12 protein-coding genes are annotated in these 12,560 nt (G+C 34.2%); 7 read left to right on the top strand and 5 right to left on the bottom strand.

Features of this window, described 5'->3' with window-relative positions; translation table 11 throughout:
• Window positions 1–30: 30 nt before the first annotated feature.
• The 7 genes from ACHRV3_RS02880 to ACHRV3_RS02850 all read left to right on the top strand — a co-directional run bounded on the left by ACHRV3_RS02880 (window position 31) and on the right by ACHRV3_RS02850 (window position 5,011).
• Window positions 31–573: a YcxB family protein gene (locus ACHRV3_RS02880; RefSeq protein WP_131701544.1), complete on the top strand. Its 543-nt coding sequence runs from the start codon at window positions 31–33 to the stop codon at window positions 571–573.
• Window positions 574–677: 104 nt separating this feature from the next.
• Window positions 678–1,130 (top strand): hypothetical protein, encoded by a 453-nt coding sequence (locus ACHRV3_RS02875; protein WP_395435676.1) that lies wholly within the window; start codon window positions 678–680, stop codon window positions 1,128–1,130.
• A gap of 677 nt (window positions 1,131–1,807) precedes the next feature.
• The gene (locus tag ACHRV3_RS02870) at window positions 1,808–1,984 is read left to right on the top strand and encodes a histone H1 (RefSeq protein ID WP_047777269.1); all 177 of its coding nucleotides are present in this window, start codon (window positions 1,808–1,810) and stop codon (window positions 1,982–1,984) included.
• A 613-nt stretch (window positions 1,985–2,597) separates the two neighbouring features.
• Window positions 2,598–3,323, top strand: a complete 726-nt coding sequence (locus ACHRV3_RS02865; protein ID WP_395435677.1) for a hypothetical protein — start codon at window positions 2,598–2,600, stop codon at window positions 3,321–3,323.
• A 245-nt stretch (window positions 3,324–3,568) separates the two neighbouring features.
• Window positions 3,569–4,165 carry a TetR/AcrR family transcriptional regulator gene (locus ACHRV3_RS02860; protein WP_395435678.1) on the top strand — a complete coding sequence of 199 codons (597 nt, stop codon included), beginning with the start codon at window positions 3,569–3,571 and terminating at the stop codon, window positions 4,163–4,165.
• A gap of 67 nt (window positions 4,166–4,232) precedes the next feature.
• Window positions 4,233–4,691 (top strand): hypothetical protein, encoded by a 459-nt coding sequence (locus ACHRV3_RS02855; RefSeq protein WP_395442774.1) that lies wholly within the window; start codon window positions 4,233–4,235, stop codon window positions 4,689–4,691.
• Window positions 4,692–4,693: 2 nt separating this feature from the next.
• Window positions 4,694–5,011, top strand: a complete 318-nt coding sequence (locus tag ACHRV3_RS02850) for a DUF3817 domain-containing protein (protein WP_047777274.1) — start codon at window positions 4,694–4,696, stop codon at window positions 5,009–5,011.
• Between the two features lie 439 nt (window positions 5,012–5,450).
• Here the strand turns inward: ACHRV3_RS02850 and ACHRV3_RS02845 are convergent, their stop codons facing one another.
• The 5 genes from ACHRV3_RS02845 to ACHRV3_RS02825 all read right to left on the bottom strand — a co-directional run bounded on the left by ACHRV3_RS02845 (window position 5,451) and on the right by ACHRV3_RS02825 (window position 12,560).
• Window positions 5,451–5,783: a YegP family protein gene (locus ACHRV3_RS02845; protein ID WP_047777358.1), complete on the bottom strand. Its 333-nt coding sequence runs from the start codon at window positions 5,781–5,783 to the stop codon at window positions 5,451–5,453.
• Window positions 5,784–5,884: 101 nt separating this feature from the next.
• Window positions 5,885–7,279 carry a serine hydrolase domain-containing protein gene (locus ACHRV3_RS02840; RefSeq protein ID WP_395435680.1) on the bottom strand — a complete coding sequence of 465 codons (1,395 nt, stop codon included), beginning with the start codon at window positions 7,277–7,279 and terminating at the stop codon, window positions 5,885–5,887.
• 112 nt (window positions 7,280–7,391) lie between these two features.
• Window positions 7,392–7,952, bottom strand: coding sequence for a DUF2911 domain-containing protein (locus ACHRV3_RS02835; RefSeq protein ID WP_395435681.1), 561 nt, complete (start codon window positions 7,950–7,952; stop codon window positions 7,392–7,394).
• Between the two features lie 64 nt (window positions 7,953–8,016).
• Window positions 8,017–9,825, bottom strand: coding sequence for a glycoside hydrolase family 2 protein (locus ACHRV3_RS02830; protein ID WP_395435682.1), 1,809 nt, complete (start codon window positions 9,823–9,825; stop codon window positions 8,017–8,019).
• A 308-nt stretch (window positions 9,826–10,133) separates the two neighbouring features.
• Window positions 10,134–12,560, bottom strand: a complete 2,427-nt coding sequence (locus ACHRV3_RS02825; protein ID WP_395435683.1) for a glycoside hydrolase family 2 TIM barrel-domain containing protein — start codon at window positions 12,558–12,560, stop codon at window positions 10,134–10,136.

Below are 12,560 nucleotides of genomic sequence, written 5' to 3'. Positions count from 1 at the left end.
TAAAATGTACTAATTAGTAATGTCAAGAATATGAATACGTCTAAAATTTCTATAGAGTTTGAACTAAATGTTACTGAAATACAAAAACTGAATAAGATGTATTTTAAACGTTTATACAAAGAAAGGGTTACGGTTCTTTTTACCATCGCTTTAGTAGGTTTCATCTTTTTTGATTTTTTTAATTTGAAAAGTGATGATGATGTTTTAAAATGGTATTTAAGAAGTTCAGTGCTGATGGTGTCGTTTTTTGTATTTCATTATGCATTTGTAAATACCATCTGCAAAGTCATTTTTAAGCTAATGAGAAAATTAGAGGGGTATACTAATTTCATAGGGAAATACCGACTCAATTTTACTAATTCGAACATCCGTGTAAATTCTCCGATAGGTGCTTTTGTCCATAAATGGAGCCAAATTGAAAAAGCAGTCTTGACCAAAGATTTCTTTTTTTTATATGTGAAAGATACTGATCAGCACATTATATCTATTTCAAATAGATGCAAGAATGGCAGAAATCTGAGTGATTTAATTGCCTTTGTTGAGAATAATGTGACTGAAATTATGAAAATTTAAAATTTTGAATAGGAGCGTTTTATGCTTTAAAACGAGATGTAGTTAGTGATAATAATTGAATAAAAATATTTAGCCACCGGGCTAAAGTTAATACAAGGAAATCAATGGAAAAGAGAACTGTTTTGGTCTGTGATACCAATAAAGTATTTGTGAAAATGTTTAAAAAGAAATTGCGTCAGGAATTTGAGTTTGTTGACCATTCTCTTTTGACAGAAGATGCAATCAAAGATGAGAATTTTGATGGTTTAATATTTGTAGTGTATAACAAAATTGAACTGGTCAATTTATTAAAAGTATATAAAAGAGAAACAAATGTTTTAGTCTGCGTTTTTAATGAGCAATTATTTGCAAGAACAGCCTTTCTTGAAGAATTCAGTGGTGTAGTGCTTTTGGATGGTTCAAAAACGGGTATTGATCTGATGGCAGATTTAAGATACAACTTTAAAAAGGCTTTAAATTTTAAACAAAGACTAATAGAATCTTTTTTGGATTCAGCTGTGGTAGAAAACCAATTGTACATTTTCTTTAAAAATTGGATTGCTTTTTCTGGCGCGTAGTTGGTTTGTTTAAGAATACGAAGGCATTTTAAAAACCAAGATATGTGATAGTATTCTTGGTTTATTTTTTTCTTAGAAATTTACAGCTACTTTAAATTCCAAATTCCAAGCTAAAAAGTCAATTAGAATGAGTTAATTAGTGTAATTCGTGGCTAACTTTTTGCGCCACGAATTACACCAATTTGCGCGAATTGTTTTTTTGCCTGAGATTAAAAAGAATAGCACAGATTATCTAATCCCTTTAATCCTTTAATCTGTGGCTTTTTTTCGCTTGTAGCTCTACGAGGTTTTGCGACACTTTATCAAAGTGCCAAACGTTTTAAAAAAAGTAATAACCCATTAAATAGACTAGACTCCAGGTTAATCATTGTAAGAGGAGGTATTTCTATATCACTTTTCTGCAATTTTTGAAGATAGCAACTAATAAAACTATCCTGAAATCGGTGGGAAATGGTAAGAATTAACCGAAATAGATGGCGTGAGAGAGAAAATTTTAAAAAAAACTGCAACAAATTCGGAGCTTATTTTTTATGTAATTGATTGATAATTAAGAGCAAGTATTGCAGGTTAATTTAATATTAAGCGGCCCGGTAAAAACTGGCATAATTTTAACATTAAACTTGCGTTATCTATCTAGCAAACTTTTATTTTTGCGCCTTAATTTAATAAGTATAAGCATGAACGATCTATTAGTAAAAATCAACGCCGAAATCGACACATTCAAAGCAGAAGCAGAAGCACTAACTGAGAAAGGTGTTAAAGCTGCTGGACCAAGAGCACGTAAATCAACTTTAGAAATTGAAAAACTTTTAAAAGAGTTTAGAAAAGTTTCTATCGAAGAATCAAAAAAATAATATTTGTATTCAAAAATAAGACCCGACAGTTTTTATAAAGCTGTCGGGTTTTTTGTTTTATAATGCGAAAGAAGTTGACCGAGCAGAGACTATTTTTCAGATAAAGTTCAAAAGTTGTGGGGTAGCAAAAATCTCGCAAAGTCGCAGAGGCGCCAAGTTTTGTTCTGATTTTTTAACTTCGCGACTTTGTGAATTCGGGAGAAGCAAATCGACAGGAATTCGGTGTAGAATTTTTAATGTAATTTTTATGTTTTTTTATTGTTCCATTTAGCGAAATGGATATTTGGCGCAGTATACTTTAAATACTTTTTTTATTTGAGGGTCAATTAATTATCTTATTTAATATACTCTTTTAATACGGAAAATTCTGGATAAGTTTTCAAAAAGAATACTAAATAAGATATATCGATTTGAACTATTCGAGGTTGAGTGAGAGTATATAAATGAGACCAATAAAAATTATGATATTAGTTTCTTAAGCCCCTTTAATAATGGGAATCGAGGTCTTATTTACTAGGTTTTTTAATAGAGATTATTAGCTTTGCATTTGTCACTATAAATTTATTAAAAATCAAATATGAAAAAAGTTTTTTGCCTGTTAAGTGTTATTTTTTTGGTATGTACTTCTTGTTGCAATGATAATGATGATTCATCAAATTTAGCAGATTCTATTTTAGTCAAAAAAGTTTTGGTTACAAGTGGAGATAAAGTAATTGAGCAAAAAATTATATACGATGGATATAAAATAGTGAGCATTATTTGGAATGGCGGATTTAGGGAGAATTTTACTTATACAGGTAATCTAATCACAAAAATTGAAGATGTTGATTCGTCGGGTGCTGTTCTTGGCGGAACAGAATACAATTACAATAATGGTAAGATTTATTCGAGTTTGAGTTATAAATTTTTTTTTGTGCATGAGTATCTTAGTCTTGTAAAGTTTGTTCATAACGAGGATGGAACGGTTTCCTATCAGCATTATAAAGTTAATTCTCGAACAGGAGAAGAAGAAGGGAAAGACTCATTTTCGGGTAAATATTTTTTTAAAGACGGTAACAGAATTAAAGGCGAATCGTATCATAATTCAGTATTTGAGAGGTCAACTAGCTATGAGTATGATACTAAATATAATAATTTCAAGAATGTTTTAGGTTATAATCTGTTATTGGGCTATATGCCTTCTATTAATAATGTGGTTAGATCAAAGAGTATTCAGAAATCTGGCATTGTTAGTGAGCAAGTAAATTTTTATGTATACAACAGACAGGGCTACCCGACTAAAAAGATAGTGGGTGTCGTTGATGGTGTACCATTTTCTGTAGTGAAATATGGTTATTAATTACCCTATGCGGTATTGTAACTGTTTTTAAAAATAGTAGTGATTTTGTGAAAAACCTATTTATTGTTCTAAGTTGACCGCTTTTTAAAAGTTGTCAACTTTTTTATTTATATATGTTTGATGTACTCCTAGAACTTACCAGTTGTATTGTAAGATGTTACAGGAATAAAAATTTAAGATTTTCAGTATTTGTAAAGCTCCTCTATTTTATATTCCTTTGTAAAGAATACTAATTGGTATCTTTTATGAAAAAAGCACTTTCTACACGACTTTCGATTCTCCAAAAATCATTTGAGTTAATTTATACTCAGGGATATCAGGCGACCAGTATTGATACCATAATTGCAACCACTAATGTAACCAAAGGCGCTTTTTTTTATCATTTTAAAAATAAAGACGAAATGGGATTGGCCGTTATTAACGAGATTATGTATCCGTTAATGCAGGAAGATTTTGTAAAACCATTGTTGAATTCTAAGGATGCAGTCAGCGACATTTATAAAATGATGCAGTATTTATTGTTAGAGAATTCTTTTCTACTTCGAAAATACGGTTGTCCGGCGGGAAATTTGACTCAGGAAATGCCGCCAATAAACCAGCAGTTTGGTGAAGCCCTTTTTAAGCTTTCGGCTGAAGTGAAAGAGGCGATGCAAATTGCTTTAAAAAAAGGTAAAGATTCGGGTGCTATTAAACCCGAAGTTAATGAGGAACAAGTAACTCTTTTTGTTTTGTCTGGCTATTGGGGAATTCGAAATTTGGGAAAACTTTTTGATAGTAATGATTGTTATGTAGTTTATTTAAAGGAGCTTAAGCGCTACTTAAAAAGTTTGGAAAAAAACTAATTTCAAAAACATACTAACTAGTATGTTTTTGATTTATATTTGCATTATTATTTTAAAAAAGATAACAATGTACCCAACACTACTATTGCTGCATTCCGTCGTAAGATGGTTGGTGCTTTTAAGTTTATTTTACTCCATTATCAGAGCATACCGGGGTTTTATGAATAATTCACTCTTTTCTAAAAAGGATAATCTGGTTCGACATTGGACCGCAACCATTGCACACGTACAATTAATGATCGGAATTGTCTTGTACTCTCAAAGTCCCATAATTAAATATTACTGGAACAATTTTACGGAGGGATCAAAAGATTTAAGCACCTTTTTTTTCGGTGTAATCCATATGGTTTTAATGCTTGTTGCCATCGCTATGATTACAATTGGATCGGCAGTGGCAAAACGCAAACAAACCGACAAAGACAAATTCAAAACGATACTTTTTTGGTTTTCCCTTGCAGTAAGTATCATCTTCATAGCCATTCCGTGGCCATTTTCTCCATTAGCAAACAGACCTTTTTTTAGATAATTATGATAAATTTTTTCAAAACAAACATTGGCCGATTAAGAATTCTGGGACTTCTTGAAGGCGTATCTTTATTGATTTTAGTTTTTATAGCAGTTCCGCTAAAGTACTTTTTTGATAATCCTGCGGGGACAAAAGCGATAGGGCCTATTCATGGGGCGTTATTTCTGCTTTTTATATTCAATACCTTAAGTGTTGGTGTTGAGCAGAATTGGAAGTTTAAAACCACAACATGGAAAGTTCTTTTGGCTTGTATAGTTCCGTTTGGGACATTCTATATTGATCATAAAATTTTAAGCAAAATCAAAATGGATCAAAATTAGAACAGCTTCATTGAATTTTAGAATAAATAAAACTGACCACTTAACCTCTTAGGTGTAATTGAGCTAAGATTAATTGCACCAATAGCCATTAATTAGAAAAATCATGATTGAGATTTTCAAAACAAATGTGAATTCAAAAAGACAGTCCAACAGAATTTTAAAAATGCTTAAAAGAATATTTCCCAACGCTTCATTTATTTTTGATTTGGAAGATTGTGATAAAATTTTGCGCGTCGATTATATTGAAACGGTACAAATTCCAGTTATCAAAAACGAAATCATAAACTTGGGTTTTGCCTGTGAAATATTGGAGGATTAATTCTTTTAATTTATACCATCGGTACATTTTCGTAAATGTGCTCTGATGCTATTAAATACAAAGAGAAAGGGCTTGAAAACACTAGATTTTCAAGCCCTTTTTTTGTTTGATAGTTGTTATTTATGCCGTTTGATCGTCTGTTGCAGCATCCTGAGCATTTGTTTTTACTGAAGCAATTCCATTTTCTCTGGCGTCAGTACTTTCATACATCTCACTTGCCCCGATAATTTGGCCATTACCTGATTTTAGATTGAAATAAGGTTTTCCGTTGCTGGATTCTTTTCTGTCATATCTGGCATCATCCTGAGAGTTCGTTTTTACAGATTCGATTCCGTTTGTACAGGCAGCCTTTGTAGTATAACCTTCGCTGGTTAAAATAGTCTGACCGTTTCCGGCTTTTAAATTAAATTGAAATTCACCGTTCGCTCTTGTAGTAATTACAAATTTTCCCATATAATTTTTGTTTAAGTTAGGCATTTAATAGTATGCTATTCATAAAAGTACAAAACTTAATTGTACCAATTGTAACCAATAAAAATAATTGATTCTTAATTTTATTTTTTATTGAAAGAAGGTAGTATATATTTTTGGATGATTTCGTCGCTTGGGGATTGTGAATTGTAATTGCCTCCGGTAATAATGGTCACCATATTTTGCTCTTCCCAAATGTAAATTTTTTGACCGCCGTTTCCTTGTGCTGCTTTCCCATTGTAGCGTACGCCGTTTACATCTATATATTTTAGCCACCATAAATAACCATAATTTACGCCCTGAACAACAGATTGTTTGGTTAAGGACTCTTTTACCCAAGCGGTAGAAATAACCTGTTTGCCATTCCAAATACCTCGATTAAGGTAAAGTAAACCTAGTTTTCCCATATCTCTTGAGTTTAAATAGAGTTGGCAAAAGGTTTCAGCACTTGAGGCGTCGGGTTTAAAATTCCAGGTAAAATTTTTAATTCCTATATCTTTAAAAAGGGTTTGTTTGGCGAAATCGGGCAACGTCATTTTGGTCGCTTTTTCGATAATTCTACCCAGTGTTATTGGATTTCCGGAACAATACATTCCTTTTCCTCCCGGCACGTCAACCATTGGTAAGTCTAAGGTATATTGTATCCAGTCGGGAGAAGAATTCATTACCGTTTCATTTCCTTCTGATTTAGCATTACTTACATCACAATCTAAACCACTTTGATTGGTCAAAAGGTTTTTAATCGAAATTAGTCTTTTGTCTTCGGTAAGATTTTTAAAAGTATATTCGGGAAAATAGGAAAGTACAGTAACCTCTTTGTTTTCTATATACCCTTTGTCAATGGCGATTCCGGTAAGGGCAGAAACAAAACTTTTGGTAGCCGATCTTAACTCGTGTAGTTTGGCTTTATTGTATTCATAAAAATACTCTTCAAAGACCAATTTCCCATCTTTTATAATCAAAACACTGTGGACGTTTGGAAAGCTACCGTCTACAATTTTTTGCATCATTTCATTCAATAAAGATTTGTCTAATCCGGTATAATCGAGATTTCCTGTCGGTAGTCCGTCTGTATCTTGTTTGGGCTGTATATAGACATATTTAAAGTCTTTTGCATTTGGTCTTGCGTACCACATCTCTTTGGGGAAAACGACTTTTTTTGTAATTAAATTAAAAGTAGTTCCTTCTGAAGCATAACTGGTAAGGGCTCCATCTTTTCTCAAAAAAGTCACTTTTTCGTTTGACATGTTTTGAAAAATATCTTTGTCAATTGCTTTTAATTTGTATTTGCTTTCGTTAATAATGGCATATAAAACGGTGTCTTTAGGTGAAGCCGCTATTTTAAGAGTTCCTTTATTTACATATTCATAAATACCTTCATATTCTTTTAATTGTTCGTACGTAATTTTGAATTTTTGTTGTGAATAACCGGAATAAATCGTCAATAAAAATAACAGCTGCAAATAGTATTTTTTCATTCTTTTGGTTTTAAAATATTGCTTGTTAGTTAATTAACGAAAGTTATAAAAAAAAGAGACACTTAATTAATAAATTTAGTGTCTCTTTTTTATTTTAGAAGTTTAGTTCAACTTACTTAAGCGTAATCGGAACTTCAACCGTTGTTTTATCCCAGCCAATAACCAAATTGGTAACTGCACCCTGAGTTGTAAAAGCAATCGATAACGCCTCTACCGGAGTTGTTATGGCTTTAACCGGAACCAGAATTCTTACCAGGTCTTTGCTTTGATCGTAAGCATATCCACCCCATAAGTCAATTTCTTTGTTGATGATAACGGTCCATTTGTCTTTTTCAGGAATGGCAAAAAGACTGTAAGTACCTGCAGGAACTGCAATACCATTGATTGTAGCCGGCTTGTAAAATTTAATCTCTGTATTTTCATTTGCCCCTACACGCCATACTTCCCCAAAAGGAATTAATTCCCCAAAAATGGAGCGACCTTTAGCTGAAGGTCTTGAATAAATCACTTTTATCGACGGAAGTGTAGTGTCGGTTTTTTTAAACTTTACCGCTTTATTCGGGAAATAAGCAATATCTGCCGGACTGGCATCTAAAGCAGGGAATTTAACCTCTTGAGCGTTAACAGAAAAGACAAATAATAAGAGAAGGGTAAGTAAACTAAAGTTTTTCATAATGTAGTATTTTTAATGTAGTTTATACAAAAATAAGAGAATTATGTATAGAAAAACTAAAACCTTATTCCTTTTTCTTTTTTTCGTACCAATCACGCATAATGTAAAAAGCTTTCTTCTTCTGACCCTCGTTTGAGATCAGGCCTTTTCGGTTGTATTCGTCCTGAATTCCCGGTAACAGTCTTCTTGGAGATCTGAAATCAACTAAAATCCAAGGACTTAATCCGCTCAGATGAGGTATTTTTTCGATCATTTTAAGATTCTGAATGTACAAGTATTCTTGATATTCTTCGGTCCAGCGTTCTTTTTTGTCGCCATGTAAGCCGGCTTTGGCATCTCCTCCGAACTCAGAAACTATAACGGGTTTGTTGTATTTGGTTTTCCAAAGTACTTTTTCCGCATCTTCCAGATTGCCACCGTACCAGCCTAAATATTGGTTAAAGGAAATGATATCCAGAGATTCGCCAATGGCATCATTTATAGTTCCAAATCCTTCACTTGTTTGTGTTAATAAGGCCGCACTGATTAATCTCGTGTTGTCTAATGATTTGGTATGTGCAACCAGATTTTGGATAAAGGTATTTCTGGCATCAGAAATTGGTGTTTCATTAGCCATAGACCAAATGATAATACAAGCTCTGTTTTTATCTCTTGTTATGGCAGCCGTTAGTTGTTCTTGTGCATTGTTGTAGGTTTCTTTTCTGGTGAATTCTACGGTCCAGTACACGGGGATTTCTTCCCAGACCATCAAGCCTAGTTTATCGGCCATTCTGATGATGTTTTCGTTATGCGGATAATGCGCAAGACGTACATAATTACAACCTAATTCCTTGGCCCAATTAAGCAAACGCGAGGCATCTTCTTCAGAATTGGCACGTCCGCCTTTGGCATTTTCTTCGTGAATGGAGATCCCTCGCAAGAAGAGTTGTTTTCCGTTTAACAGAATTTTGTCACCCTGTGTTTCGATCGTTCTAAAGCCAATGGTATCCTCTAGTTTTTCACCGTTAAAATCAATGCCCACCTGATATAATTTTGGATTTTCAGGAGACCAGTACGAAACGTTTTTGACCGGAATTTCAAATTTCAAAATGCCATCGGGACTTACTTTAGCTTTGTATTTAATTTTCAATTCCGGAATGGTGATGGTGACCGCATTCTGTTCCGGATTTAAGTTATTGATTTTGACAAAACCGGAAATTTTGTTTTGATTCTTTTTGTCCAATTGAATCGTATAATCTTCTACAAAAGATGCTGATTCTTCGATTAACGTAACATCGCGCGTAATTCCGCCGTAGTTCCACCAATCTGTATTTAGTGTTGGGACGTCTTCTTTGTGTCGGGTGTTGTCTACTTTAATTACTAAATAATTGTCCTTTGGTTTTACAATTGAGGTAACTTCATAATTAAAGGGTGTAAAACCTCCTTCATGTGTGCCTAATTTTTTACCGTTTAAATAGACATCTGCTTTGTAGTTAATGGCGCCAATGTAGACAAAGAGACGTTTTTTTTCTTTTAAATCGTAATCAAAAGATTTTTTGAACCATACATTTCCTTCGTAATATTTTAGTTCCGGAACCTGCGAATTCCAATCTCCCGGGATGTTTATTTTGGGGGAGGTATCAAAATTATATTCTACTAATTCCTGTTTGTTTACGGCATGATAATTATTAAAATAAGCCGCATTTGAAGGTTTGGCCTGTTTGTCATAAACATCATGGTGAAAACTGTAATAACCCGTTTCGTAAGGATCAACAATGTAATTCCAAACCCCGTTTAAGGAAGTGGTATTTCTGTTGGAGACGTTGGAAATTAAATTTTGTGCGAACCCAAAAACAGACGAGATGAGGAGGAATAAGGTTAGTAATTTTTTCATTTTTAGTATCATTAGATGGGTTTGTTAAAATGCTTTAAATCGGAGTTATGGTATTAAGTTGCTAATTTTTAAATAGTACGGTTTTCCTGCAAGGTCTTTTTTTGATCTGGTAGGAGATAAAAAAAAAGCATTTTAAATACTGATAAACAATGATTTATAATTTAAATATTAATTGAGTTCAGGCTTTAAAATAACGGCAAAGAGCATTAAGTTTTGCAAAGTAAAAGTAGGCCACAAGGTTAACCTTAGTGGCCTTAGCACTTTTTCTTATCGCACTTTGCTTTTAAAATTATTCATACCCACTTTTATCATGGTTGTATTTTTAAATATTCGCCCTTAAAATTCTGATTTAAAACGGTCATTTCAATCGGAGCTCCGGTGCCATTTGGAATCACCTCTATTGCAGCTTTTCCATTAGCCATTCGAATCGATTCACTTCCGGTAGGTGTTCCTTGATTTTTGATCGTTTTCCCACCTTTCAAACATTGAAAATAAACGCTCTCTTCATAATCTAAACAACGCAAATTGTTATGGTCTATCGCAATAGCCGTTACCAGATAATTTCCGTTTTTTAACTTTTCCGAAGACAATTGTAAAGAAACCGCAGCTTCATTTTTAATAAATCGATAGTTTACTTTTATAGTATCCGAGACTGTTTTTCCGCTTTTGTTTTTTCCAATGGCAATTAACGTATTTTCTCCCTTTTTGAAAGTAACGTCCCAGGTTAAACCACATGCCGGATAAACCGTAGTATTTCTTTGTTTTTCGCCAAGTGATTTTCCGTCGTGAAACAAAGTCACTTTTTCGCAATTGCTAAAAACACTTAAAACTCTTGGCGTATTCTCAGGTCCTTGGCGTTCGGTCCAGGTGTGTGATTCGATGTACGTGAAAGGCTCGTCGCTCCAGTAGCTTTTAAAGACATAATAGGCGTCTTTTGGAATTCCATTTCGGTCTACCAGTCCTTTTTGGTTCATGTACGGGATATCGTCTTCGGGGCGTAGCGGTGTTGCAAAGTCCTTAAATGCCCATTGCACATTACCCACAAACGTTGGATCATTCTCAGAGATATGCAAATGCCAGTCGAATAAATCTACAATGTAATTTTCGCTCCAATCGCCAATTTGAGCAATATTAGCTACTTTGGTTTGCACGATGGCTTCTTCCCAGCCTTCTGCTTTTATGATGTTTTCGCCTGTGATCGGGTTTTCGCTGTGACGCCCAACATGACTGTCACCACCATATTCGGCATGAATAAAATGTTTGTATTCTTTTTTGTAAACATCAATTGCCTTTTGGTAACTTTTGTAGCTGCCGGAGTACCAGCCTGACCAGATAGAGGGGGAGAAGACGTCTACAATTTGTGAGCCTTCATAATACTTGCGAATTGCGGTTTTTCTGTTTGGATCAAGTTGATGTGCAATATCATTTAGTTGGGTTAAAAAAGCATTGGTTTTCTCCGTATTGTCTCCATCCGGAAAGTCAGGAAGCCAATTCATTTCGTTTCCTAAAGACCAAATGATAATACTCGGATGGTTGTAATTCTGTTCGATGATTTCAACCAGCATGTTTTTGGTATTTGTTTTCCAAAGTTCATCTCCAATTCCGCCACGACACCAAGGCAATTCATCCCAAACCAAAAGACCAAGTTCATCACAGGCTTTGTAGATTTCGGGATCTTGCGGGTAATGGGCGAGACGGACAAAATTGGCGCCCATTTTTTTTATGGATTCCATGTCGGCGCGATGTTGTGCATTACTCATGGCAGCGCCAACACCGGCTTGCTCTTCGTGTCGGTGTGTGCCACGAATCAGAAGTCTTTTTCCGTTAAGGTAAAAAGCGCCGTGATCCTTAAACTCAAACCATCTGAAACCAACTTTTTCGGTAGCGCTGTCTCTTACCGTATTTTTTTCTGAGAGCACAGCGGTGATCGTATATAAATTAGGTTTTTGAGTATCCCACAATTCCGGATTTTTAAGATTCTCAAAGCTTATGTTAACGGTTTTATCGGTAACGGATACGGTTTTGCCTGCGACTTTTTTTCCTTTTGGATTTTTAAGGATAACACTTAATGAAAGTCCCTTTAACTCTTCCGGATTTTCTATTGACGCACTAACTTTTAAAGACGCTTTTTTGTCTGATACTTCGGGAGTTGTAATTTTTAGATTGGCAATGTTGTTTTTGTATTTAGAAACCAGCCAAACATCCCGCGTAATTCCTCCGTAGATAAAGAAATCACTTTTTTGTGATGGAATAATTTCAATATCATAACTGTTGTCTACACGTACAAAAAGTTCATTATTTCCTTCTTTGATATAATTTGTAATATCGATTGTAAAACCAATATAACCACCAATATGACCACCTGCCTCTTTACCGTTTACATATACTTTGGTAGTGACATTGGAGCCTTCGAAATATAAAAAATAACGTCGGTTTTGATCTATTTTTGTGATGTTGAGCATTTTTTGATACCAGCTCGCATCCCGTCTGTAACCCGGAATTAAATCGGTTGCATCTTCGCTGTTCCAACTATGTGGTACACTTATTGGAACCCAATTGATTGCTTTTTGCGCCTCTTTAAGGTTTGTAGTACCGTTTTCTAAATAAAGCCAATTGTCGTTGAGATTTGTTTTGGTACGATCGTTATTGGTCTGAGCAGAAAGACTGTTACAACCAAAATAAAAAACAAAAAGAAACGTAAAAACAAACTTGTAGCGGTAAGATAATTTTCTCAT

This window comes from Flavobacterium sp. FlaQc-49 (assembly GCF_044005985.1).
GTDB lineage: Bacteria > Bacteroidota > Bacteroidia > Flavobacteriales > Flavobacteriaceae > Flavobacterium > Flavobacterium cupriresistens.
The sequence above is the reverse complement of the archived record's forward strand: the minus strand, read 5'-3'. Positions and strand labels throughout refer to the sequence as shown.